The 25,654-nt window shown below is 31.4% G+C and carries 20 protein-coding genes and 1 pseudogene; 12 read left to right on the top strand and 9 right to left on the bottom strand.

Annotated features, from left to right (window positions below; translation table 11 throughout):
- Positions 1-32: 32 nt before the first annotated feature.
- Positions 33-1,697, top strand: coding sequence for an ATP-binding cassette domain-containing protein (locus ACI48Q_RS00585; protein ID WP_474917100.1), 1,665 nt, complete (start codon positions 33-35; stop codon positions 1,695-1,697).
- A gap of 112 nt (positions 1,698-1,809) precedes the next feature.
- A complete protein-coding gene (glmM, locus tag ACI48Q_RS00590) occupies positions 1,810-3,159 on the top strand; it encodes a phosphoglucosamine mutase (RefSeq protein ID WP_474917101.1) in 1,350 nt (449 codons plus the stop codon).
- Positions 3,160-3,181: 22 nt separating this feature from the next.
- Here glmM and ACI48Q_RS00595 read toward each other — a convergent pair whose 3' ends face one another.
- Positions 3,182-3,802: a hypothetical protein gene (locus tag ACI48Q_RS00595; RefSeq protein ID WP_474917102.1), complete on the bottom strand. Its 621-nt coding sequence runs from the start codon at positions 3,800-3,802 to the stop codon at positions 3,182-3,184.
- Positions 3,803-4,272: 470 nt separating this feature from the next.
- On the opposite strand from ACI48Q_RS00595, the gene glmS reads away from it, so the two are divergent.
- The 5 genes from glmS (at position 4,273) to ACI48Q_RS00620 (ending at position 11,089) form a co-directional block, all read left to right on the top strand.
- Entirely contained in the window at positions 4,273-6,099 is a 1,827-nt protein-coding gene (gene glmS, locus ACI48Q_RS00600) for a glutamine--fructose-6-phosphate transaminase (isomerizing) (RefSeq protein ID WP_474917103.1), read from the top strand.
- A gap of 261 nt (positions 6,100-6,360) precedes the next feature.
- Positions 6,361-7,032 carry a TnsA endonuclease N-terminal domain-containing protein gene (locus tag ACI48Q_RS00605; RefSeq protein WP_474917104.1) on the top strand — a complete coding sequence of 224 codons (672 nt, stop codon included), beginning with the start codon at positions 6,361-6,363 and terminating at the stop codon, positions 7,030-7,032.
- 432 nt (positions 7,033-7,464) lie between these two features.
- Positions 7,465-8,508: an alpha/beta hydrolase gene (locus ACI48Q_RS00610; RefSeq protein WP_474917105.1), complete on the top strand. Its 1,044-nt coding sequence runs from the start codon at positions 7,465-7,467 to the stop codon at positions 8,506-8,508.
- Positions 8,509-9,329: 821 nt separating this feature from the next.
- On the top strand, positions 9,330-10,403 hold the full coding sequence (locus ACI48Q_RS00615; RefSeq protein ID WP_474917106.1) for an MGDG synthase family glycosyltransferase: 1,074 nt from the start codon (positions 9,330-9,332) through the stop codon (positions 10,401-10,403).
- A gap of 2 nt (positions 10,404-10,405) precedes the next feature.
- The gene (locus ACI48Q_RS00620) at positions 10,406-11,089 is read left to right on the top strand and encodes a polysaccharide deacetylase family protein (protein ID WP_474917107.1); all 684 of its coding nucleotides are present in this window, start codon (positions 10,406-10,408) and stop codon (positions 11,087-11,089) included.
- 129 nt (positions 11,090-11,218) lie between these two features.
- Here ACI48Q_RS00620 and ACI48Q_RS00625 read toward each other — a convergent pair.
- Positions 11,219-11,374: pseudogene (locus ACI48Q_RS00625) on the bottom strand (helix-turn-helix domain-containing protein); the annotation flags it as partial.
- Between the two features lie 82 nt (positions 11,375-11,456).
- Here ACI48Q_RS00625 and ACI48Q_RS00630 point away from each other — a divergent pair.
- Positions 11,457-11,837 (top strand): metal-dependent transcriptional regulator, encoded by a 381-nt coding sequence (locus tag ACI48Q_RS00630; RefSeq protein ID WP_474917108.1) that lies wholly within the window; start codon positions 11,457-11,459, stop codon positions 11,835-11,837.
- Positions 11,838-11,891: 54 nt separating this feature from the next.
- Here the strand turns inward: ACI48Q_RS00630 and ACI48Q_RS00635 are convergent, their stop codons facing one another.
- Genes ACI48Q_RS00635 through ACI48Q_RS00655 form a run of 5 tightly spaced genes read right to left on the bottom strand, consistent with a single transcriptional unit; the run spans position 11,892 to position 17,450 of the window.
- The gene (locus ACI48Q_RS00635) at positions 11,892-13,616 is read right to left on the bottom strand and encodes an ABC transporter ATP-binding protein (RefSeq protein ID WP_474917109.1); all 1,725 of its coding nucleotides are present in this window, start codon (positions 13,614-13,616) and stop codon (positions 11,892-11,894) included.
- Positions 13,613-14,443, bottom strand: a complete 831-nt coding sequence (locus tag ACI48Q_RS00640; RefSeq protein ID WP_474917110.1) for an ABC transporter ATP-binding protein — start codon at positions 14,441-14,443, stop codon at positions 13,613-13,615. The genes ACI48Q_RS00635 and ACI48Q_RS00640 overlap by 4 nt, the downstream gene beginning before the upstream one ends.
- Before the next feature lie 10 nt (positions 14,444-14,453).
- Positions 14,454-15,467, bottom strand: a complete 1,014-nt coding sequence (locus ACI48Q_RS00645; protein WP_474917111.1) for a FecCD family ABC transporter permease — start codon at positions 15,465-15,467, stop codon at positions 14,454-14,456.
- A complete protein-coding gene (locus ACI48Q_RS00650; RefSeq protein ID WP_474917112.1) occupies positions 15,464-16,492 on the bottom strand; it encodes a FecCD family ABC transporter permease in 1,029 nt (342 codons plus the stop codon). Before ACI48Q_RS00650 ends, ACI48Q_RS00645 begins: the two co-directional genes overlap by 4 nt.
- A 25-nt stretch (positions 16,493-16,517) precedes the next feature.
- Positions 16,518-17,450: an ABC transporter substrate-binding protein gene (locus ACI48Q_RS00655; protein ID WP_474917113.1), complete on the bottom strand. Its 933-nt coding sequence runs from the start codon at positions 17,448-17,450 to the stop codon at positions 16,518-16,520.
- A gap of 321 nt (positions 17,451-17,771) precedes the next feature.
- Between ACI48Q_RS00655 and ACI48Q_RS00660 the strand changes: the two genes are divergently transcribed.
- Positions 17,772-18,740, top strand: a complete 969-nt coding sequence (locus ACI48Q_RS00660; protein ID WP_474917114.1) for an AraC family transcriptional regulator — start codon at positions 17,772-17,774, stop codon at positions 18,738-18,740.
- Between the two features lie 44 nt (positions 18,741-18,784).
- Here ACI48Q_RS00660 and ACI48Q_RS00665 read toward each other — a convergent pair whose 3' ends face one another.
- On the bottom strand, positions 18,785-19,675 hold the full coding sequence (locus tag ACI48Q_RS00665; protein WP_474917115.1) for an ABC transporter substrate-binding protein: 891 nt from the start codon (positions 19,673-19,675) through the stop codon (positions 18,785-18,787).
- Positions 19,676-20,255: 580 nt separating this feature from the next.
- Entirely contained in the window at positions 20,256-20,945 is a 690-nt protein-coding gene (locus ACI48Q_RS00670) for a hypothetical protein (protein WP_474917116.1), read from the bottom strand.
- Positions 20,946-21,267: 322 nt separating this feature from the next.
- On the opposite strand from ACI48Q_RS00670, the gene ACI48Q_RS00675 reads away from it, so the two are divergent.
- The 3 genes from ACI48Q_RS00675 to ACI48Q_RS00685 are packed head-to-tail and all read left to right on the top strand — an operon-like array spanning position 21,268 to position 25,490.
- Positions 21,268-22,593 carry a glycine/sarcosine/betaine reductase component B subunit gene (locus ACI48Q_RS00675; RefSeq protein WP_474917117.1) on the top strand — a complete coding sequence of 442 codons (1,326 nt, stop codon included), beginning with the start codon at positions 21,268-21,270 and terminating at the stop codon, positions 22,591-22,593.
- A gap of 12 nt (positions 22,594-22,605) precedes the next feature.
- Complete coding sequence (grdH, locus tag ACI48Q_RS00680; protein ID WP_474917118.1) at positions 22,606-23,916, top strand: betaine reductase selenoprotein B; 1,311 nt, start codon at positions 22,606-22,608, stop codon at positions 23,914-23,916.
- 50 nt (positions 23,917-23,966) lie between these two features.
- Positions 23,967-25,490: a glycine betaine uptake BCCT transporter gene (locus ACI48Q_RS00685; protein ID WP_474917119.1), complete on the top strand. Its 1,524-nt coding sequence runs from the start codon at positions 23,967-23,969 to the stop codon at positions 25,488-25,490.
- Positions 25,491-25,654: the final 164 nt, after the last annotated feature.

Raw genomic sequence — 25,654 nt, forward strand, 5'->3', positions numbered from 1 at the left:
AGTAAATATAGTTAAGTTGGGGGATTTATAAAATGTATGATATGAGAGGTCTACTTAAAAAATACTATGGATTCATTATAGGGTTAGTAGGGGTAGGATTTTTACAAAACATGATGATTTTTATATACCCTATACTTATAAGTGAACTTTTTCAGGATATAGAAGCATACAAAACATTATGGGACATAAAGTGGTATATAATAATATCTTTAATAACTATAGTGGTAATTAATATATTAAAGCATGTATTTGATTTTATAAGAACTAAATTTTATGAAAGATTTAATTTAGAGGAGAGTGCATATATATACTCTAAAGTATTTGAAATAAATTATGAAATTCTTAAAATGAATAAGGGTGATTATTATGTGCATAAAATATATAATGCTGTGGATAGTATAGCAGGATTTTTAGCTAATAATATAGTAAAACAGTGGATAATGTGGACAAACCTTTTAGTGGCAGTGGTTTTAATTGCTACAGTAAATATAGTAGTAGCTACCATTGTAAGCATATTGATACCCATAAACTATTTTTTGTGCAAAAAATTAAATGAAGAAATAATAGAGGGAAATAGAAAAATAAAAGATGACGAAGAGGAAACTTTAAACAACATAAATGATATTATCAACAATGCACAAGGAGTAAAATTATATAATGTAGATAATTATTTCTATAATAGAATAAAGGCCTATATGGAGAATTTACAGGAACAAAGAAGCTTCTTTTATAGATATAAAAATGATAGTAATTTAGTATTGGAATTTGCAAATAATATAATAATCATAGCATCAATTAGTGTTACTTCAATACTTTTAGTTTTAAAAATAATAAATATATCAAGATGGATATTTATAATTATGCTAATAGTAATATATTATAATAACTTAAAACTATTTACTGTGAGATACAGCTCTTTAAATAATGCTAAGGATAATCTTAGATTTATTAATGAAGAAATACTAAAGAGAAAGGAATATGAAGGGGCTAATAAGATTAGTATAGATGCCATTAAATCTATAGAATGTAACATAAAGTCCTTTGAATACATTAATAAACAACAGGTATTAAAAAATTTAAATGTATCTTTTTATCAGGGGGAAAAAATTGCTATCATAGGGGAGGAAGGTTCAGGAAAATCTACACTATGGAAGTTAATATTAAAGTTATATAAATCTGAAGGAATATTCATAAATGGATTTAAATTAAATATAATAAATAATCAATCAATAAGAAATTTGGTATGGGTAATAAGTAAAAATATAGGGGTTTTCCCAGGAACTATAAAAGAAAATATTTTTTTAAATGAAACAATAACTCCAGATAAGTTAAAATATATTAGCTCTCTCAAATTTATGGAATATTTTAATTCACTTCCTAATGGGTTAGATACGTATATATATAAGAGTGATAATAAACTTTCAGAAGAACATATTCAGATAATAGAGATATGTAGAGTGTTAGTAAGAAATCCTGAGATCATAATATTAGATGAACCTACCTATTTCATAAAAAAAGAATATGAAGAAGAAATTTACAAGGAGATATATAAAGTTTTTGAAAAGAAGATGATAATATTAATCACGAATAATCTAGAGTTATTAGAGAAAAGTGAAGTAATCTTTAGAATAAAAGATGGTGAAGTAGTAAATCAATTTAGCTCTGTTGAGGAGTTAAAGACTAGATACACCATGTAGTTTGTATTATAATTATTCATAGATGTTTTAAATAATATTTTAAAAATGAGATTTAACCAATAAAGATGAAAATTACATGTAAAGATTAAATAGAAAAAAGTGAGGTAAAACTATGAGTAGAATCTTTGGAACTGATGGAGTGAGAGGAATTGCCAATAGTGAATTAACAGTAGAGCTTGCATATAAATTAGGAAAAGCAGGAGCTTGGGTTTTAACTGAGGGAACTCATAAACCTAGAATAATAGTTGGAATGGATACAAGAATATCTTGTGATATGCTAGAGTCTGCATTAGTATCTGGAATATTATCAGTAGGAGCAGAAGCACTATGTTTAGGAGTAGTTCCAACACCAGCAGTGTCGTACTTAACAAGAAAGTATAATGCGGATGCAGGAGTTGTGATTTCAGCTTCTCATAACCCAGTAGAGTACAATGGCATTAAATTTTTTAATAAAAATGGATTTAAATTAAGTGACGAATTGGAAGATAAGATCCAAAAGTTAATAGAGGATGAATTTAAAGATATTATTGTACCTACAGGAGGAATGGTAGGAAGAAAATATAGTGGAAATAATGCTATTAGAGATTATGTAGATTTTGCTAAGTCTACTATTGATGCTAACTTAACTGGGATGAAAATAGCTATTGATTGTGCAAATGGAGCTTCCTATAAAACTTCGGTAATGGCATTAAAGGAGCTTGGAGCAGAGGTATTTGTAATTAATAATAACCCAGATGGTATTAATATCAATAAAAATTGTGGTTCGACTCATCCAGAGGAACTAATGAAATTTGTAGTAGAGAATAGATGTGACTTAGGATTAGCCTTTGATGGAGATGCAGATAGATGTCTTGCTATAGACGAAAAGGGTAATCTCATAAATGGGGATTTTATGATAGCTATTGCTGCAAAACACTTAAAGGAAAAAGGAAAAATTAAGAAAGATACTGCGGTTGTTACAGTAATGAGTAACTTAGGATTAGATATAGCCTTAAAGAGCGAAAATATAAAGGTGGTAAAAACAAAAGTTGGGGATAGATATGTACTTGAAGAGATGCAAAAAAGTGGATATAGCGTTGGAGGGGAACAATCAGGACATATAATATTTTTAGACTTCAATACTACTGGAGATGGATTGGTATCAGGTCTGCAAATAGCATCTATAGTAAAAAGTACAGGTAAAACTTTAAGTAGCCTTGCAGAAATTATGACTGAACTTCCACAAGTCCTTGTAAATGCAAAGGTAGCCAATGATAAGAAAAATATTCATGAGGTAGATGAAGAGATAATATCAGAAATAAAGAGAATTGAGGAGAAATTACAAGGTTCAGGTCGTGTTTTAATAAGACCGTCTGGTACAGAACCACTAGTTAGGGTAATGCTTGAAGGTAAAGTTCAAAGTGAATTAGATATAATGGCAACAGAGTTAGCCAAACTTATAGAAGTAAAAGCAAGTAAATAAAAATTAAAATAGAGGAGGCTATTTAATAGTCTCCTCTATTTTGTTGATTATCGCATTTTTTAAGGGTATTTTCTATCAGTGTACTTTTAGAATCATAGGTGTTAAAGGATATTTTTATATTGGGATTATACTCTAGATTAAATACGTCAGTAAATACATTAGAAGCTATATCAATGTAATTTTGAGATATATTATTTAAATTTTCATTATGAAATTGGATTATATAGTCTCTAATAACTATAATGAGATCCCCTAAGGTTTGCTGTTCAGGAGGTAGATCTAGATCCTCAGTAAATATAACTCCATAGAACAATGGATTATCTTTTAAAGCCAAAGAATAAAGATTTTCGACACTCTCAGGAGTATATTGCTTTGTAGTATCAACAGGGACTACAGTTGAATTAGGACCTAACACAATAGTAATTAAATCCATATTATCAAAATAATAATTAGATGGGATTATGGCTCTTACTGCTTGGGCTATATCAAAGCTAGAATTAACAAATATAAGTATAATGTATAGATTGTTATTTACAGGGATTAAGGAACTTACACGCACATAGGGACCCATGCTTAATGTATAAACTAATTTATTTCTCGTAGTATACCAAGGTGGAGATAAACTAATATCACTTGAAGACATACAGAACACCCCTTTATTAAACTTACACTATTAGTATATTAATGAACATATATAAATATTAAGCATATAAGAGAAAAACTTTAAATATAAGTATAGAAAAATTATAAATAATATAAAGAAGTAAATATTAACATTGACAAATTTATAGAATATGAATATGATATACTGAGGTTAAATATAAAAATTTAGCTAAGCGCCAGGGCTTATATTTGGTAACTGAACTTATAGTTTAATTAGAAAACATAAGCTGACGAGGATGGGGAGTATCGAATCTTCGGCGGGTGCCCCACGGTATTCGCACTACCGATAACGATTGATAAAAGCAGGAAGTGATTTCTGTGACAAAACAATTCGGTGTGAAAATCTTAATAAAGCATGCATAAGTGAGTAATTATATAATGTTTAAGAAAACAATATATAGATCACTCTTCTTATTTGTGTGCAAAATAATTATAGGAAGGAAGATTTTTATGTGCGGAATAGTAGGTTATTATGGAAGAAGAGAAGCGTCCCCACTATTAATTGAGGGATTGAGTAAGTTGGAGTACAGAGGGTATGACTCAGCAGGTATATCTATACTGAATGAAGAAGGAATTAATTTAACTAAGTGCAAGGGGAGACTTGCAATCTTAGAGGAGAAATTAGAAAAGGATCCAGTTCACGGTAATATAGGCATAGGACATACTAGATGGGCTACACACGGAAAGCCATCCGATGTTAACTCACATCCTCATACTAATGAAAAGAAAACTATATCTGTAGTTCATAATGGAATTATAGAAAATTATATGGAATTAAGAGAATTATTAATAGCTAAAGGCTATAGATTTCAATCAGAAACAGATACAGAGGTAATTCCCCAATTAGTAGACTACTACTACGATGGAGATTTATTAAAGGCTGTTATGAAGGCTGTTGAAAAAATGGAAGGAAGTTATGCTATAGGGGTTATCAGCACTAATGAACCAGATAAATTGGTAGCAGTAAGACATGAGAGTCCGCTTATAGTTGGATTAGGTAAGGATGAAACTTTTATAGCTTCTGATATACCAGCAGTTTTAAATCAAACAAGAGATGTATATCTTTTAGAGGATAATGAATTTGTACTTATAACAAAAAATGGAGTAAAAATTTATGATCAATATGAGCAAGAAATAAATAAAGAAATTTTCAATGTAACTTGGGATGCAGGTGCTGCTGAAAAAGGTGGATATGAACACTTTATGATAAAAGAGATTCATGAACAACCAAAAGCTATAAAGGATACCATGGCATCTAGAATAATGTTAGGTAAATCTATAACTCTTGATGATATTCATATAACAAAAGAGCAGATTAAAAATTTAAATAAAATCTATATAGTTGCCTGTGGAACAGCTTATCATGCTGGAGTAGTGGGTAAGTATGTTATAGAAAAATTAGCAAGAATACCAGTAGAAATAGATATAGCTTCAGAATTTAAATATAGAGATCCAATTATTGATGAAAATACATTAATGATAGTTATAAGTCAGTCAGGAGAAACTGCAGATACTATGTCAGCATTAAGACTTGCAAAATCTAAAGGTGCTAGAGTAATAGCAGTTACTAATGTGGTTGGAAGTTCAGCATCAAGAGAAGCACATGATGTACTATATACTTGGGCAGGACCAGAGATTGCAGTTGCATCAACTAAGGCATATGTAACTCAACTTATAGCTATGTATATAATAGCATTATTCTTTGCTGAGCAAAGAGAAACTTTGACTGTAGAAGAAATAGAAAAAATTAAAAGTGCAATGCTTGAGCTTCCACAAAAAGCTGAAGAAGTTTTAAAATATAAAGAGACAATACAGAAATTTACTTCAAAAACATCTACAAATAAAGATATGTTCTTCTTAGGAAGAGGACTTGATTATGCAGTAGCAATGGAAGGGTCTTTAAAACTTAAAGAAATATCTTATATTCACTCAGAAGCTTATGCGGCTGGGGAACTTAAACATGGTCCAATAGCATTAATCGAAGATGGAACTGTAGTAATGGTTTTAGCAACTCAAGAAGAATTATATGATAAAATGGTAAGTAATATTAAAGAGGTGTGTGCAAGAGGTGCGAAAGTATATGCTTTTGCTCAAGAAGGACATACTGAAATAGAAAAATCTGTACACTCAGCATCATATATACCAAAGGTAATGGATTTATTGGCGCCGGTTATTGCAGTAATTCCACTACAGCTATTCTCATACTATATGGCAATAGAAAAGGGTTGTGATGTTGACAAGCCAAGAAATTTGGCGAAATCTGTAACGGTTGAATAGTAAGATAGATTGATATGAAAAAAATGTGGTGTAGCTGTAGTCTTGAAATAAAGTTTGAAATTTTAAAACAAAGTTTGATAATTTAAAATAAAGTTTGAAATTTTAAAACAAAGTTTGTATAAAATTTAAGAAGAAGTCTATACTATACTCGAGATATGTAGTATACAAAACCTAAATAAAATATTGCAGTTAATTAAGCTACACATTCTCATTCAAGTGGGAGTGTGTAGTTTTTTATATTTTTAAAAAGCGGTAAATCAGATGGCAAAAAGGGAGCGAAAGCTTAATATTGAAAAGCTTATTAAAGAAGGACGAGGAACTGGGGTTGGAGAAGCATATAAGCCTTGGATAAAAATTCAAGATGTACCTTCCTTGGGAAGAAGTACAAGGTTAAAGGGAATAAAAACAATGAGACAGCATGAATTTTTATCGGATATGGAAAAGAACTACTTTTATTTATCGGAATATTCTGATTGCGTTGTGGATATAAGAGAACAATTTCCACTACTCCCATTAGAAGAAACGTTGGTTATAGCTAAGGAATTAGGAATAGAACATCCTAGCAATCCTAAAACTGGAGAATACATAGTTATGACAACAGATTTTTTAATAACTAGAGAAAGTGAAGGAGAAAAGATTAATGTAGCTAGGACTATAAAAGCTAAGGACGAACTTTTGAATAGAAGGATAATAGAAAAGTTTTATATTGAGGAGGTTTACTGGCAGAGGCGGGGCATTTCTTGGGCTATAGTTACTGAACAAGAAATAAATAAGGCAATGGCAGAAAATATAAGTTTTTTCCATAGTTATTATGATGTAAAGAACTTGGATATTTTTACAGAGATGAATCCAAGTGACTTTGAAGATTTAATATTGGAATTTATAAGAAGAGTAATTAATTGCAATGAAAGTATTAGACTAAAAAAAGGATAAAGGTAGAATTAACATGGATTGGAGACCCTTTTAAACCAAGTAGAAAGAGGATTGAATTGTAGCGAAACTGGTTTTATAAAATTAAAGAATAGTTAAAATGACTCTGAGAATATCTTGGAGTTTTTTGCTTTTTACTACAAATATTGAAGGATAATTACAAATGTTTGTTGAATTATGGAAATAAAATGTCTTTATAGTAAATTGTGAATTTAAAGTGCGTCTAATGTCTATAATGGGAAGTTGTAGTTGGATCTTAATCAAGTATGAAAATAATGTAGTTTTACTTATGAAGTGAGAAATTTTGTTTAATATATACCTTTCAAAACAAGGGGGTTCAAGTTTAATATAGATAGAATATAAAAAAATAAAGGGTTTTGCCAAAGTTTCTTAACAGGAACTTTGACACTACCGAAAATAGTGGAGGGATTGTAGATGAAATACAATAGTTTTAAAGAATTAGAGAATGAGTACTCTGTACCTTTTTCTCAAGGAAAGTATATGGAAGCTTTAACTTTATTAAAAAATGGAATGAAAAGTCTTCCAGAAGAAGAGTTCGAAAAATATTTATTTAATATTATACTAGATAAAGCTCAACTTAATAGCAAATCAAAATTATATGATGAGTGTCTAAAAGATTTAACATACTTAGTTGACAGAGGTTATGTATGTCCTTTATATTGGAGCAGATTCTCTGATCCATTTACTAAAAGTAAGGACTACACAAAATTAAGAGAGAAAAATGATCTTCAAAGAAGTCGGCAACAAGAAAATTTAAGTCTAGGATGGGAGGTTTTATTGCCTCAAAACTATACTGATGGAAAAAGATATCCTTTATTTATAAATTTACATGGTGATGGAGATAATATAGCATATCACAAAGAGTTTTGGAAAGCTGAAGAGCTATTAAATAAAGGCTTCATTGTTGTTTATATTCAATCAAGTCAATTAATCAGCCACAATGGTTATTCATGGACAAAAACAGTTTTTTATAGTCCTGATCAGAAAAATTGGCCAGATTCAGAACAGATACGTCCAATATCACAAAGTAGTTATGAAATTAGGGAATGTTATGATTCAGCATATGATGAGATTAAGAGATGTTATGATGCTATAAGCAATGAGTATTCAATTGATGAGAATAGTATCATAATTGGGGGATTCTCAGGCGGAGCTACAGCAGCTATAGATATTGCAATGACTAATACTGTTCCAGTAAAGGGATTTATTGCTCTATGCTCAGCCAAGCCAAATTCATTTACAAAATACAATATTGAAGAGCTGTTACATCGAGGTGTAAAAGGTGTGTTTATGGAAGGCGAGAAGGATGTGCCGGTGCCAAAAGTGGATGAGATGATGAAAGGCTTTGACGATATTGGCGTTCCATACCAATATTACATTAATGATGCAATAGGTCATTGGTACCCCGATGATTTAAATGATAAATTAGTACAAGCTGTAGATTTTATATTAAAGTAAAGTTAGATTGTGAACTAAGTTAATATATTACGTATGAGAAGTGTTGAGTTTTAGCACTTTTATGGAAGAATTTGCGTCTCTGGGGTACTTGTGAGGCATGGCGAATGCCATGTTCCTCACTTGCTAATGCGGAGTTTATCAAAATTCGTTCTTTCTAAAGCTAAGGTGGAGCGTATCGTAAATAAAACCTTATATGAGATTTAACTTCCCATTATTCATAGAATTAGAAGTTGATTATTGGTATGTGGAGTACGTGGCGCTACTATGCAAAAGGGAGTATTGAAATAAAGAAGTTAAGTTACCTAAATAATCATTTTGATCAAACTTTATTATAAAAGTTTGAAAGTGGTTATAAGTTATTTATTTAGTTTTGATCAAACTATATTACAAATGGAATTAATGCACACTACGGGTTTAAGCCATTTATAGGAGTTATTCTGATCAAGCTTTTTTATAAAGCTACAATACTAAATTAAACTTTATCGACTAATAAAATTTAAAATTATGATAAAAAGTTAGCTATGCAATCTCAAATTAATGAGAGATTGTGTAGCTTTTTATTTTATAATTGGTACGTTCTTGAAATTTATATTAGTCACTTATAGAAGGTCTTAATTCATAAATTTATTGTTTTTACACAATAGTAGACTATTATTCATAAAAAAATAGAAAGTTTGTGATGGAAAAGGGAAAGCCTTTATTGAAAAATATAACATTAGTAAACTTGATTATGCTTAATTAAATATTAATGTTCTTGGCAGGGTATACTAAAATTATCTAGTTATAACATTTAGGAAAATACATTAATAAGGAGTAAGAGAATGAACATATTAATTTTAACAGGTAGTTTTGGAATGGGGCATGACTCATGTGCTGTTGCTATCAAGCAGGAAATTAGCAATAAGTATACCGATTCTCACTGTGTTATTGAAGATATTAATAAATATATGTTTCCAGTTTTATATCCTATTATTTATAGAGGTTTTAATATAATAGTTCATAAATGTCATCATATGTACAACGTAATTTATAAAGTAACAGAAAGACAAACAAAGATACCACTAAAAAATATCTTTATATGCAGAATTCATCGTTTAGTACAGAAATATTCTCCTGATATAGTGATTTCGACACCTCCTATGAGCTCTAAGTTCATTTCGGAATATAAAGGTTTCTTAAATTGTGAATTACCCCTAATGACTTGCATAACGGATATTAGCATACACAGTTCATGGATCAATTCTAATACTAATATTTATTTTGTAGCAACACAAAGTAACAAATATAAGCTTATTGAAAAGGGGATAAATGAAAAAGACATTTATATTATTGGAATTCCTGTAAAAGAAAATTTCAAAAAAAATAGTGAGGAGAAAAAAACAGAGATTAAGAAAATACTGATCATGGGCGGTGGACTTGGTATAATTCCATTTACAGAAAACTTATATCAAAGTCTAAATGAGTTAAAAGATGTTAAGGTAACAATTATTTCAGGTAAAAACAAGAAAATATTCAATAAACTCAATGGGAAATATCCAAATATTGAGGTTATAGATTATTCGGATAAGGTATACCAATATATGCAAGAATCGGATATTATTATTTCTAAAGCAGGAGGAATTACCTTGTTTGAAGCAATCTATTCACAACTTCCAATGTTGGTAATTTGTCCTTTTCTAGAACAAGAGATAGAGAATGCCCATTTTATAGAAGATCAAGGTATAGGAAAAGTAATCTGGGATAAAGAAAAAAACTTTGCAACTGAAATATATGATCTAATCAATGATAAAAGTCAGCTTTATGAAATGAGACACAGAATGAAAAATATAAAAATTGAACTGGATAAAACTAAAATGGTTTCTGTGATAGAGAAGCTTTATATGATGAGGTCATGATAATGAAAATTATTATATCAATTATTATATTGCTATTTATATATAGTATTTTGCCTACATGCTATTATAGAATTGTAAATAAAAAGTCTATAGGAAAAGCACATGATGAAAATAGCATTTTGTTAACTTTTGACGATGGGCCTAGTGAAGATTATACAAATAAGCTATTGGACTTATTAAAGAAATATCACGTAAAAGCAACATTTTTTGTAATAGCAAAAGAGGCAGCAAAGCATCCAAAAATCATAGAACGAATATTAAAGGAAGGACACTCGTTAGGGTTACATTCCTTAGAACATAAGAATGCTTTAGTAAAAGGATATTTATACACTAAGCATGATTTTGAGGAATCTATTTGGATCATTAATTCTTTTGGATTTAATGTAATTTATTATCGGCCACCTTGGGGACAGGTGAATTTATTTACTATGTATTATATAAAAAAATACAATTTGCAACTGGTACTATGGAATATTATGGTTGGAGATTGGTCTAAATATACAAGTATTTCTGATATAAAAAAACGTCTACTAAGGCGTGTGAAAGCTGGATCAAATATTTGCCTTCACGATGGTAGAGGTTCAGAGGGTGCGCCATTTAGAACAATATCGGCGTTAGAAACAGTAATTCCTAAATTGCTAGACAGAGAATTAAAATTCGTGAATATAGATGATTTTTATGAATGAGAATAATTTTATAATAGAGTATTTACCGCTATTTGCAAGAAATATTTTAATCAAACTTTTTTACAAAGTGTCCACTTAAAAAACACGTTCTACAGTTAAGAAAGTTATTCTATGTATAAAAAACCTGAGTCATAAATTAAAAGATTTTCTAAATGTGATAGGTGTAATTCCATAGATTTTTTTAAAGGCTGCCGAAAATTTACTTGCACTTTCATAACCCATAGCCGTAGCAATGTTATGAATACTCATATCATCATGAGATAGAAATCTCATTGCTTGCTCCATTTAAAATATGTTATTATTGTTAAAAGACTTTTTATTAATGTAGAGTGAATAGAATCAACTTTAAAAATCACAGGAGATTTGTATGGAAAAACTTACTTTTGTAATGGAAAATTATTTAGAAGCTATCTATGAGTTATCAGAAGAAGGCAAAGGAGTTAAAATGACTCGTATAGCAGAAAAGCTTGGAGTAACTAAATCCAGCACCAATAGCGCTATGGTAACCTTAGCTGAAAAGGGACTTGTAACTAATGAAAAATATAAGGAAATATTTCTAACTCCTCTAGGCTTAGAAATGGCTAAATTTACATCTAAAAAGCATCAAATTATTAAAGATTTTTTTATAAAAATTCTAGACATCGATAGTTCCATTGCAGATGAAGACGCTTGTGCTATAGAACATGTTATTAGTTCAGATTCTTTTTATGCTATGCAAAAATTTCTTTCGGAACATGGGAATAAATAAAAAATCAACGACTCAAAATTACTTTGGTAATTTTGAGTCGTTAATTTTTTACATTTAAGATACCTGACTCCTATAGAGCATAGCATAAGTTCCTCCAGAACGAATCAGCTCATCATGTGTTCCTGTTTCTTTAATGCCTGTTCCTTCTAGAACTACAATTTTATCTGCATTACGAATAGTTGATAATCTATGAGCAATTACTATAGTTGTTCGATCTTTTGAAATTTCATCTAATGCAGCTTGGATTTCCCTCTCTGTTTTTGTATCAAGAGCTGACGTGGCTTCATCTAGAATAAGAATAGGTGAATTTCTAAGAATTGCTCTAGCTATGGAAATTCTCTGTTTCTGTCCTCCAGAAAGACGTACTCCACGCTCGCCTATTATGGTATCATAACCATTTTCTAAATCCTCAATAAAATCATGAGCATTAGCTGCTTTTGAAGCCTCAAGAACCTGCTCCATAGTAGCTTCTTTCCAGCCATAAACAATATTTTCATAAATTGTTCCGTTAAATAAAAAAGTATCCTGCAGAACCATACTTATATTATCCCTAAGACTTTTTAAAGTTACATCTTTAATATCTATTCCATCGATTAAAATACTTCCATTCTGAGGATCATAAAAGCGATTTAAAAGGCTAGCTATTGTGGTTTTACCAACTCCAGTTGCCCCAACAAAAGCTACGGTTTCTCCCGGATTTACTTTTAAATTTATATCTTTTAAAATGTTTATCTCATCATTGTAAGAGAAAGAAACTCCCTTAAACTCAACTTCTCCTTTAACTCTAGGTATTTTCTTTGCATTAACTTTTTCTTTAACATCTGGAACTTCATCCATAACCTCAAAGACACGCCTACACCCTGCAATTGCATTACCTGACATTTCCATAAGCCTTGAAAAACTCTTTATAGGCCCATAAAACATACCAAGATACATAGAAAATCCTACAATATCTCCAATATTAACTTCTCCTCTTGAAACCATAAATCCGCCAAAGATTATAACCATAACAGAACCTAGAGCCGTGAAAAATGCAAGAAGCGGAAAAGTAGTTTCAAAAAAGAAACTTGCCTTTAAGTATGCCTTACTATGTTTCATGGAAAGGTTCTTAATCCTTTTTTCTTCTCTTTCCTGTTGATTGAATATCTGTATTTCTTTAATTCCAGAAAAATTATCTTGAACAGTACCAGAAAGTTCTCCTCTAACCATAGAATTCTTCTTCCATATAGGAGAAAGATGCTTACTCTGCCAAAGAGTAATCATAATAAGAAAAGGAATAGTAACAAGACTTATAAAAGCTAACTTTACATTAATAGAAAATAATAATATCCCCACACCTACGAAAGTCAATATATTAACAACAAAATCAGGAATTACGTGAGCTAAAAGAATTTCTACCTCCATAACATCATTAATAACTCTGCTAGTTAAATCTCCTGTACGACTTTTATTAAAATACTTAAGTCCCATATGTTGAAGCTTAGAGTAAAGTTCTGTTCTCATATCTGCAACATAATGCAAAGCTGCATGATGGTTTAAATATCCTGAAATAGAACTTCCAGCTGATTGAAGTATAGTTGCAACTAAAAGCATCAATCCTATTCGTAAAGATTGAGTTCCAAAATTAGAGCTTCCTTCTGTTGCTATACTTGTAAGCTCTCTTAAGGCCCAGGGATTATAAAATCCTGCTATAGTAGAAATAATAACAGCTATTAATGCTAATATTAAATAAATCCAATATCTTCTGGCTCCTATAAAAATACGTAAGGTGGTTCTCATATACCTACTACCTCCTTTTCCTTCAATTGCACATCCTCATTTTCATCTATAATATCATAGGTAATGCATACTGGACGATTGCTCTTAGGCTCAATAACAACATCAGCATTGATATTGAAGGTTTTTCTAAGAACTTCTGGAGTCATAACCTCTTCAGGACTTCCATGTTTTATAATATTTCCTTTTTGAATAGCAATAATATAATCAGAAAATCTTGCAGCAAGATTTAAATCATGAAGAACCATAACGATTGTACACTTTTGATCACGGTTAAGCTCATATAAAAGCTTTAAAACTTCTAATTGGTGAGCAAGGTCAAGATAAGTAGTAGGTTCATCTAATAAGATTAAATCAGTTTGTTGTGCTAGAGCCATAGCGATCCAAACCCTCTGTCTTTGCCCTCCTGATAAAGTATCAACTTCTCTTCTCTCAAATTCACTTAATTTTGTTGCAGCTAAAGCCCATTTAACAATTTTTTTATCTTCCTCCGTGAGATTTCCAAAACCTTTTTGATGAGGGAAACGTCCATATGCAACTAACTCACTTACAGTAAGTCCACTTGGTGCAGTGGGAGTTTGAGGAAGTATTGCCATTTTTTTAGCTATTTCTTTTGTAGGTAATTTACTTATATCTTGTCCACTTAGATGCACTATACCCTTCTTAGGCTTTAATATACGTCCAACCGCTTTCAAGATAGTTGATTTACCACATCCATTTGCTCCTATAATAGAAGTTATCTTTCCCTTTGGTATCTTCATATTTAATTCCTTTACAATGAGAGTATCATCATAAGCTATATCTAAATTTTTAGTTTCAATACTTTTCATATAATCCCCCTTAATTTGACTTTACTAATAAGTATAAGAAGTAAGGTGTAGTTAATACAGTAATAATAATTCCTGTAGGAACATCGGTTCCAAGACTTATAGTTCTAGTAATCGTGTCTGATAATAGAATAATTATTGAGCCTACTAAAGATGCTGTAGGAATCAATAGTTTATGATTTGAGCCTACAAACTTCCTTGCCATATGTGGAGAAATCATTCCAACAAAAAAGAAGTTTCCACCTAGGGCTACACTGCCTGATGATAGAGCAACAGCTGCTACAGCTAGACCTATGAATTCTCTCTTTACTGCTACTCCTAAGCCTGTTGCAGTTTGATTACCAAGGTTTAAAGTATTCAAAGTACGAGATTTATAAAGTACATATAAAAATAGAATCAATATCCAAGGTGCAAGAATAGAAATATACGTCCAATTGTCTCCCCAAAGACTTCCTGCACTCCATCTTTGAATAAAATCCATCTGTTTTTCATCTAGCTTTAAAGTAAGCATCATAGTAACAGCACTATATCCACTTCCAACAGCCACCCCTGTCAAAATTAATCCTGTAGGTGATATATTTTTTCCTCTTTTATAGGAAAGTAAAAATATAAGCACTGCTGCTGTCATTCCACCTATAAAAGCTAGAAGGGGGAGAGCAATAGCTGAAGATACACTATCTACCTTAAAAATAACTATAAACAACAATACAAATAACCCTGAACCAGAACTTATTCCCAAAGTTCCAGGACTAGCCATATCATTGCGAAGTAAACTCTGCATTACACATCCAGCTGTTCCCATACCAATACCTATAAGAATAGTTAATACAATACGAGGAAGACGAAAATCATATATTATAAGATTTTGTTTAGCTGTACCTTTTCCAAGAAGAACATTAAAAACTTCCGAAGGAGAGAGATTCATTTTACCTGAGTTCACGCTTATTACTGCTACAACTAACAGAATAATGGTAAGTACTAAAATAATAGTTAAGCCACGTGAAACTGAATAACCCTTTTTCTTCATTCGAAATCCCTCCTTTGCTTCCTTGTAAGATAAAGAAAATACGGAACCCCTATTATAGCAAAAATAATTCCAATGGGAGTTTCATAAGGCTTATTAATAAGCCTTCCAACTAAATCTGCTGCCACAGTAATCAAAGCTCCATATAATCCTGAAGCTGGAATAATGTATCTATAATCTACACCTATAAGATAGCGGACAATATGAGGTACTATTAATCCTACAAAACCAACAGGTCCAACAACAATTACAGAAAGCCCTGTAAGTATTAAAACAACTACAGTAGAAATAGCTTTAACCTTCTTAGTATTAAGTCCAAGACCTATAGCTGCATCATCTCCAAGGTTTAAAAGAGTAATTGAAGGTGATATAACAAGAGCTGTAATTATACCTACAATAAAGAATGGGAAAACTATAGCAAGTTCACTCCATTTAGCACCTGCTGTTCCTCCAGCAGTCCAATAAGCTAAAGCATGCCCAAGCCTATATTTAATAGAAAGATATTGACTAAAAGCACCAAATAACATTGATATAGAAATACCTGCCAAAACAAGTCTCTGTGGTTTCATGCCTCCTCTGCCAATAGACGCAATAAAATAAGTCATACCTGTAGTGACAGCTGCACCAATGCATGCAAAAAGCATCCTCTGTCCATAACTTCCACCAGGTAAAAATGCCATACAAAAAGCTATAGCAAAAGTAGCACCGCTACTTATACCCATAAGTCCAGAATCAGCAAGAGGATTTCGTGTAGTTCCCTGCATTATAGCACCACATATGGAAAGGCTTGACCCAACAATTATATTAGCTGCTATACGAGGAAGTCGGAGGGTTCGAATAATCTGGTGTTCAGTTAAAGAAGAGTCAAAATTAAAAATGGCTCCCCAAGCTGTAGACAAATTCATATCAGCAGCACCAAAAGAAATTGATGCCGCTGACATAATCACCAGCAAAACCACCCCTGCAATCATATAGATTGTAAAATTCAAAGCCCCTAATTGTCGCTTTTTATTATAGGTATTTTGCATATTTATTTTCCTTTCTTAATTAGAATTATTTAGCTAATGAATTTATTTCATTAACCATATAGTCAAGTTGTTCAGTAAGACTTGTAACATCAGAATAAAAGAAAAGTCCTGCATAATGTCCTGGAATTTCTACAACTCTACCTTCTGCAACAGCAGGAATGCTTTTCCAAATTTCTGTCTTTGCATAATCAGACTCTTTACCTTCTTGCTTAAACCATAATATATAGTCACCAAAATACTCATGAGCTACTTCATAACTTATAGATCCGCGTCCTTCTCCTGATTTTTCTATAAGTTCTTTAAGCTTGTCTGGATATTTAAGTCCAAGATATTCATATACTAAAGTACCACCTCTAGATCCTGTTTCATAATATAGTCCACTCCACTCACCAGTAGCTCCCCAATCTTCCAAAATACTGAAAGTTTTACCTGCAAATGTATCACCTTTAAAAGTTTTCTTCACATCCGCAAGTTTTTCTTCAAAGTTAGAAACTGCCTTCTCTGCTTCAGCCTTACGTCCTGTAGCTTCTCCTATGGTTTTTATACGTTCAAGAGAATTCATATCTCCCTCTGGAATAACAAGTACTGGAGCTATTTTGCTGAATTTATCAAAATCTGCCTCATCATATGTAATGATAAGATCTGGTTCTAAATTCATGACATCTTCCGGTTCCCACTTTTCAATTTTTGTAGAAGCTTTAAGAGTATCATAAAAAGGCATACTTTCTTGTTCCCAAGCATTATATCCAACCAAATTTAATCCTAAAGTAATAACATCTCCAACATACCAATTAGCAATAACACGCTTCGGATTAGCAGGAACTTCAATATCCCCTTTCACAGTAGATATAGTACGAACTGTTGCTTCTTCGTTCTCTGCATTTTTAGATGAAGAGCAGCCAGCAAAAATCATAGTAGTCATAAGTATTGCACAAAATAATGACAAGAATTTTTTCATTTTATCCATCTCCCTTATAAATATCTTATATTAATCAAATAGCACTAACCACTGAGTTATATACGAATGTAAGACTAGTCTAACTTTTTAAAGCGTAGCATTTACAAATTCTCCTGTCAACATCTCAAAAAGTCCCTTTTCAGAAGTCATCTTCTATTAAAATAAGAGTAACTTATTGTTTTATAACAACTAAATGAAAACACTTCTCATTATTTCGGATTGCAATTTAAATAAAATGGATTATATTCTTATTGAAAACCTTTCTCAAATGATGCTATAATATTGTTACTTTAAATCAAAAAAGAGAGGGGTAAAAATTTTGTGGTTGAATATAATGATTCTTCTTGGAGTGCTTTAGCAGATAAATATAATTTTGTTAAAAGGTCTTATGGTAATGGACAGATTTATGATTTTCCTCCTCATTGGTCAAATGGATGGATTGCAGAAATAAATGCTGCTAAAGGATTATTTGTTTCAAGTGCTTGGTTTACCCCAAGCGAACAGGTAGTACATACAATAAATTCAAATAAACCTTTTATGATTATCTTTTGTATTGACTGTGGAGAAATAGTTTATTCATATCAAGGAAAAAAGAGACAAGCTCTTCCTCCAATCACTAATTTAATTGTTAACCCTCAAAAACAATTTACTTTTACTTTCTCTAAAGACGTACACTATTGTTTTACCAGTGTTTTAATTTTTGATGACTTTATAAAACCTTTTCTCAAAGATCGCACCCATGCACCTAAAATCAGTGTTCAGGATGCAAAGCATTGGAAAACTCAACATTACAATACTCCTGATATAATGCTTATTTTAGAACAGATTAGATGGGCTGTAAGAAATACAGATATGCCTTCACTTGCTTTTGAGGGGATGACTTTGCATCTTTTATCTGCAATCTCTAGAAACTTTCCTGATATACCTAAAAGAAGAAGCAGCCGCCGCCACTATGTTACTTGGGAAAATGAGCAGAAGATTTATCAAGTTAAAAATAAGATTGATGAAAATATTTTAAATCTTCCAGATACAATTGAACTATGCAGAATAGCTGGAATGAGCGAAAGTAAACTTCGGGAATCTTTTAAAAACCATTATGGAATTCCTCTTTATAAATATATTCGAATAGAAACCATGAAAAGAGCCATGCAGCTCCTATCTGCTGACCATCTAAGTATTCGTGCCATATCGGAACTATGCGGCTACAAAAATCCAGCCAAATTTGCTGCTGCCTTTAAAGATGTCCATGGAATTACTCCTAGTGATTTTAGGAAATCTTTTAACTTATAAAAAAATTAAGATACTTATGGCATATAAGTATCTTAATTTCTTTACTAATTTTCTAGTAATTTATCCATAATATAATCTAACTGTACACTGGATGAGTAAATATCAATATCAAAAAATAGTGTAAAATCAACAGGTATAACATGTCCTTCCTTAACAGCTGGAATTGATTTCCAAACTGAATTATTCTCTAGTTTCCCAACCTCTCCACTAAATATTATATAGTCTCCAGCGTAATCCTTAATTGATTCAAGAGAAATCTCTCTATGTTGATCTTTTCCTATAATTTCATTCTGTATAACATCCAGTGCTTTAAATCCTAATTGACTGTAAATTAGGTCGCCTCCACGTCCCCATTTATCACCATACACCCAAATACCTCCATTTTGGCTGCCTTCAAAAATACTGAATTTCTTATCCATAATTCCTTTGGAAACTAATTGTTTCTTTGCAGCATTTATCTTTTCTTTAAAATCAGATAGCACCTTTGATGCCTCTTCCTTTTTATTAAGAACTTCTCCTAAAAAGGTTATTCTCTCCTCCATGCTAAGGTCGGTGAAAGGAATATAAATTGTAGGGGCAATTTTAGAAAACTCGTCAATCTTTTCTTCACTTATAACAAGAATAAGATCTGGATCATATTGCATTATTTCTTCTGGTTCAAATTTTTCCCATACTGGTAAGCCTTCTACTTCTTTTTCATAAGCACTACCCTCTGCATTATAAGTAGCTACTGGTTTAACTCCTAATGCCAAAATGTCACCCATTCCATAAGTAATAACAATTCTTTTTGGATTAGCAGGAACCTCAACATCTCCTCTTACAGTACTTACAGTACGAACAGCTTCCTCTTTAGTAGTATCCTTATATGAAGAACAACCAGCTAAAATTAAAGTAGTCATAAATACTGTACAAAATAATGACAATAATTTTTTCATTTTATACCTCTCCTTATAAACATCTTATTTTTAAACTAAATAACGCCTGAGCAGCACTATACGAAAATGTAAGACTAGTCTAACTTTTAAAAGCGTAGCATTTACAAATTCTCCTGTCAACATCTCAGAAACCCCTTTTCAGAAGTCATTTTCTCGTAAAATAAGAGTAATTTATTGTTTTATAACAGTTAAATGAAAATACTTCTCATCATTATGGATTATAATTTAAATAAAATAGATTATATTTCGATTGAAAAAATATACCTAGCAGTACATACTTCTATGTTCCTTTTATAGAATATCTAACTACCGATAAATAAAATTAAGCAAGCATTAGGACAACATCTGATAATACTTGCTTTTATTATTATTTCTTTTACTTTGACAGAAAATGTCTATAGTTTTGTGTGAATTTAATAAATAATAAAGGTATTTACTCACGGTTATATGCTGAACAAGTTGCTTCATTGTAGAAATTGTTATAGTAGCTTACAAATTACATTATAAAATATATATTATAGAGATATAAAGCCTCTGATTTTTTTATCAGAGGCTTTATATACTGTTTAAATACTCTATTCTAAAATTCAGAGAAAGGTAAAATTAAGTCTTTAGCTCGTAAACTATAATATTGAAGATTATTTTTAACATAAGTCGTTAATAATTTCAAAGCTGTTTCCTTATCATATCCTTCCACATGATTTGTAACCTTTATTAGTAATCCTTCGAAGAATATTAAAATATTTCTACTTAATTCATCGACATCATCTTTTTTTATATAACCATCATCAACACAATAATTAAGTATAGTGATATCACGGTCTATAACACAATCTTTATCAAGCATAGTAGACAATAAATCAGGCAATTTTTCAAATTCATCTTGAAAGAGTTCATAGTATTGAGTCATTGTATGATGAATACTGGGATGATATTGTTCTAAAAATATAGATTTAAATATTTTAGGTTCATTAAAAGCATGTATGCTAAAACATTTCCAAATTTCGTAGTAATTTCTTAAAGATGAATAAGTTTCAGATACATAATTTGGCAAGTCGTGTATGTAGTTATTATAGTATTTCATGCTAGCGAAAAAGATTATATGGTTTAGATTATTAAAATATTTGTAAGAAGTTGATACGTTGTATCCAGTAAGTTTGGCTACTTTTCTTGCAGTAACATTTTCTATTCCTTCATCATCAATTATTTTTTGTGTGGCATCAATAAATGAAATCATCATTTCTTTTCTTTCACTTGCAGACTTAGTCATATATATTAACTCCTTTGTCCATTTTTCATATATAAAAATTATTATAGCATAGCAATACATTGGTTTGAAGTAGTTAATAAGGAATATAAAAGATAAAAGCATATAGATTCTGAATTTTTAATTAATAAAATTACTAAACAAAAACCTACATCAAGAAAACTTTTATAGATGAAAGTTTAACTATTACAATTTATAATAGTTAATATTTGTTAATTGAATAACTGGAATTTCGTAAACGTGTTTACAAAATATATGGAGGGATATACAATTATTGTACAAATATTAAAAATATTTAGAAAATAGTATAAAGAGGTGTGTTAATGTGAGACTTGAAATAGGAAATTTCAATGTTAGAGACATAATATTTGGAGAAAAGACAGAATTTTCTGACGGTATTTTGATAATAAATAAACAGGAGGCATTAAGTTTTATTAAAGAAGATAAGCACATTACAGATGCAGATTTGTTTATAGTAAAACCAGGAGATAAAGTTAGACTTGTTCCAGTTAAAGAAGCTATAGAACCAAGAATTAAGTTAAATGGAGAACCATTATTCCCAGGATATACTGGTGAACTAACCAAAGCTGGAGAAGGTAGAAGCCATGCACTAAAGGGATGCTCTGTATTAGTAGTTGGTAAGCATTGGGGAGGATTCCAAGATGGACTTATTGATATGAGTGGTGAAGGAGCAAAATATACGTATTATTCACAGCTTAAAAATATAGTATTGGTTGCTGATACTGATGAGGAGTTTGAAAAGAGGGAGCAACAGAAGAAAAACAGAGCCTTAAGGGAAGCAGGTCATAAGTTAGCTGAATTTATAGGAAAGTGTGTTAAAGATTTAGAGGCAGAAGAAGTGGAAATATATGAATTAGATCCAGTATGTAATCGAGATAGTGAAGTAGAAAAACTCCCTAAGATAGTATTTGTAATGCAACCACAATCGCAAATGGAAGAATTAGGATACAACACACTTTTATATGGTTGGGATATGAATAGAATGGTTCCAACTTTTATGCATCCAAATGAAGTTTTAGATGGGGCTGTAGTTTCAGGTAGTTTCATGCCTTGTTCATCAAAATGGAGCACTTATGAATTTCAAAATAATCCTACAATTAAAAGATTGTATAAAGAACATGGAAAAACAATAAACTTCTTAGGAATAATTATGTCAAATCTAAACGTAGCATTAGAGCAAAAAAATCGTTCTGCCCTATTTGTAGCTCAGATTGCAAAATCATTAGGAGCTGATGGAGCTATTGTTGCTGAAGAGGGGTATGGAAATCCAGATGCAGATTTTACAGCTTGTATTGTGGCATTAGAGAATGTCGGAGTAAAAGTAGTTGGGTTAACTAATGAGTGTACAGGAAGAGATGGACAATCTCAACCATTAGTTTCAATGGACGAAAAGGCTGACGCAATAGTTTCTTGTGGAAACGTTTCAGAAATTATAAAGCTTCCTCCTATGGATACTGTAATAGGTGAATTACAAGCTTTAGGAAGAGATGGTTTATCAGGAGGATGGGCAAATGATGAATTATTAGGACCATCAGTAAGGGAAGATGGCTCTATAATAATGGAAAATAATTCTATGTTCTGCGGAGATCAAGTATGCGGATGGTCTCCAAAGACAATGAAAGAGTTTTAAGGAGGGAAAGAAATGAAGAAGGCTATTATATATATAAATCAGTTTTTTGGACAAATAGGTGGAGAAGATAAGGCAGATTTTGAACCCGTAGTAAAAGAAGGGTTGATTGGACCAGCCATGGAATTAAATAAACATTTAGATGCTGAACTAACCCATACTATAATTTGCGGTGATAATTTTATAGGTTCTAATAAGGATGAAGCTGTAAAAAGAATTATTAGTGAGTTAGAAAATATACCCTTTGATATTTTCTTTGCGGGACCTGCTTTTCAGGCTGGAAGATATGGAGTAGCCTGTGGAGAAATATGCAAGGCTGTTAAAGAACACTTTAATGTACCAGTTATAACATCAATGCATGTGGAAAATCCAGGTGTAGAAATGTTTAAGAAGGACATGTACGTCTTTATGGGAGGTCATAGCGCTGCAAAAATGAGAGAAGACATAAAGAATATGGCTAAGTTTGGTAATAAGATATTAAATGGACATGAAAACATTGGAGCAGATGAAGAGGGATATTACTCAAGAGGTATAAGACATCAAGTTTGGAGAGAAGATGGTAAAACTGGAGCAGATAGGGCAGTAGATATGATTATTGCTAAAGTCAACGGAACACCATTTATAACTGAACTTCCTATACCAAAAACAGATAGAGTGCCAGTAGCTCCACCTATAAAAGATTTGAAGGGAGCAACAATTGCTCTTATGACTACTGGTGGTATTGTACCTGTAGACAACCCGGATAGAATTCAATCAGCTTCAGCTACAAGATGGGGAAGATATAACATCTCTGGAGTAGATGATTTATTGACAGGAGTTTATAAAACTATTCATGCAGGATTTGATCCAGCAGCTGCAGATGCTGATCCGGATGTAATTGCTCCAGTTGATGTATTAAGAGAATATGAGAAAGAAGGCAAATTTAAAAAGTTACATGACTATTTTTATGCAACCGTAGGAACAGGGACAACTCAAGCAGAAGCTAAAAGAATGGCTAACGAAATCCTAGTTTATCTTCAAAATGAAGGTATAGACGGAGTTATAATGGTTTCTACGTGAGGAACTTGTACACGTTGCGGTGCAACTATGGTAAAAGCAATTGAAAAAGCTGGTATTCCAATTGTACAAATGGCTAATTTAATACCAGTAGCTAAAACTGCTGGTGCTAATAAAATTGTATCAACTATATCTATACCTTACCCATTAGGGGATCCTTCAACAACGAAAGAAGAACAGTGGAATCTTCGATATCATAGAGTAGGAGTAGCACTAGATGCATTAACAGCCCATACAGAAGAGCCAACAGTATTTAAAGTCAAGTATTAAATTTTAGTTTAAGTAATTTATGATTTTAAATGAAATGGAGGCATATTATAATGGGGAATACAAAGCTAGATATAAAGACTAATAAAATCAAAAGTAGTAATTCAGTATTTTATATATCTCTAATAGCAACTTTTTTAATAGTTATTTGGGGAATCATTGATAAAAGTGGTTTTGAAAATATATCTAATAAAGCACTAGAATTCTTAACTGATAAATTTGGGTGGGCTTATTTAATATCAATGTTCATATTTGTAGTATTTGCATTAATGTTGGCTTTTAGTAAATTTGGTAAAATTAGATTAGGAAGTGATGACTCAAAGCCGGAGTATAGTACTATATCGTGGTTTGCTATGTTATTTGGAGCAGGAATGGGAATAGGTTTAGTATTTTGGGGGATTGCTGAACCAATAGCACATTTTGCATCTCCAATGGGGAATATAGAGCCAGGAAGTGTAGAAGCTGCTAATTTCGCTATAAAATCCTCTTTTATGCATTGGGGATTCCATCCTTGGGCTAACTACAGTATTATTGGTCTTGCTTTAGCTTATTTTCAGTTTAGAAAGAACAAACCTGGCTTAATAAGCAGTATATTTATTCCTCTTTTAGGTGAGGAAAGAGTTGCAGGTCCAATTGGAAAAACTATTGACATATTAGCAGTATTTGCTACAGTAGCAGGAGTAGCTACATCTTTAGGATTAGGAACATTACAAATTAATAGTGGGTTAGGCTATTTGTTTAATATACCAGAAACACAAATGGTTCAATTAATAATAATATCTGTAATTACTGTAATATTTATATGGACAGCTGTTAGTGGTATAGAGAAAGGTATAAGTGCAATCTCTAATATAAATTTAGTATTAGCTTTTGGAATACTTATTTTATCTTTCTTAATTGGTCCTAGCATTAAGATGATTAATGCATTAATAGGTGGAACAGGAGCATATTTGGGAGACTTTGTAAATGGCAGCTTATATATTGAAGCCTTTGGTGATAACAAATGGTTAAAAAGCTGGAGAATTTTCTATTGGGCATGGTGGATAGCTTGGGCACCATTTGTAGGAATTTTTATTGCAAGAATTTCAAAGGGAAGAACAATAAGAGAATTCATAATTGGAGTTATTGCAGCACCTAGTATAGCTTCATTAATATGGTTTTCTATCTTTGGTACACTAGGAATCGACTTAGGAATAACAGGAAAGATAGGGATAGATGCTTTGAAAAATATTGCTGCAGTACCAGAAACAGCATTTTTCAAGATTATATATAATTATCCTCTAGGTGCAGTTATTTCTATAATCACAGTTGTATTACTAGGAACATTTTTTATAACATCAGCAAACTCAGCAACCTTTGTGCTTGGGATGTTAACATCTGAAGGAGACTTGAATCCTTCAAACTTTAAAAAAATACTATGGGGTATAGTTCAGGCTTTATTGGCAACAGTATTACTTTTAGCAGGTGGGTTATCTTCTTTGCAAACAGCCTCTGTTGCAGCGGCATTTCCCTTTATATTTGTAATGTTATTAAGTTGTGTTTCCTTGTGGAAGGCATTGAAATCAGAAGAATTGTAAATGACATTAAAGCCTATTATTCAGAAATAAAAGAGAGAAAAAGTAGAAAAATAAGGCCCATTCTTGACAAATAAATTTGGCAGCAGTAAAATAAACACCATATCAATAGTTGAGCATGTAAACTATTGATATGGTGTTTGTATTTTGATGATATTTAAGCAAAT

The sequence above is a fragment of the Clostridium sp. LXY-7 genome, from assembly GCF_056172015.1.

Coding starts and splice junctions, on each gene's coding strand:
- glmM (WP_474917101.1), top strand. CDS start 1,810: ATGAGTAGAATCTTTGGAACTGATGGAGTGAGAGGAATTGCCAATAGT.
- ACI48Q_RS00595 (WP_474917102.1), bottom strand. CDS start 3,802: ATGTCTTCAAGTGATATTAGTTTATCTCCACCTTGGTATACTACGAGA.
- ACI48Q_RS00585 (WP_474917100.1), top strand. CDS start 33: ATGTATGATATGAGAGGTCTACTTAAAAAATACTATGGATTCATTATA.
- ACI48Q_RS00635 (WP_474917109.1), bottom strand. CDS start 13,616: ATGAGAACCACCTTACGTATTTTTATAGGAGCCAGAAGATATTGGATT.
- glmS (WP_474917103.1), top strand. CDS start 4,273: ATGTGCGGAATAGTAGGTTATTATGGAAGAAGAGAAGCGTCCCCACTA.
- ACI48Q_RS00615 (WP_474917106.1), top strand. CDS start 9,330: ATGAACATATTAATTTTAACAGGTAGTTTTGGAATGGGGCATGACTCA.
- ACI48Q_RS00645 (WP_474917111.1), bottom strand. CDS start 15,467: ATGAAGAAAAAGGGTTATTCAGTTTCACGTGGCTTAACTATTATTTTA.
- ACI48Q_RS00685 (WP_474917119.1), top strand. CDS start 23,967: ATGGGGAATACAAAGCTAGATATAAAGACTAATAAAATCAAAAGTAGT.
- ACI48Q_RS00650 (WP_474917112.1), bottom strand. CDS start 16,492: ATGCAAAATACCTATAATAAAAAGCGACAATTAGGGGCTTTGAATTTT.
- ACI48Q_RS00665 (WP_474917115.1), bottom strand. CDS start 19,675: ATGAAAAAATTATTGTCATTATTTTGTACAGTATTTATGACTACTTTA.
- ACI48Q_RS00610 (WP_474917105.1), top strand. CDS start 7,465: ATGAAATACAATAGTTTTAAAGAATTAGAGAATGAGTACTCTGTACCT.
- ACI48Q_RS00640 (WP_474917110.1), bottom strand. CDS start 14,443: ATGAAAAGTATTGAAACTAAAAATTTAGATATAGCTTATGATGATACT.
- ACI48Q_RS00620 (WP_474917107.1), top strand. CDS start 10,406: ATGAAAATTATTATATCAATTATTATATTGCTATTTATATATAGTATT.
- ACI48Q_RS00670 (WP_474917116.1), bottom strand. CDS start 20,945: ATGACTAAGTCTGCAAGTGAAAGAAAAGAAATGATGATTTCATTTATT.
- ACI48Q_RS00630 (WP_474917108.1), top strand. CDS start 11,457: ATGGAAAAACTTACTTTTGTAATGGAAAATTATTTAGAAGCTATCTAT.
- ACI48Q_RS00655 (WP_474917113.1), bottom strand. CDS start 17,450: ATGAAAAAATTCTTGTCATTATTTTGTGCAATACTTATGACTACTATG.
- ACI48Q_RS00605 (WP_474917104.1), top strand. CDS start 6,361: ATGGCAAAAAGGGAGCGAAAGCTTAATATTGAAAAGCTTATTAAAGAA.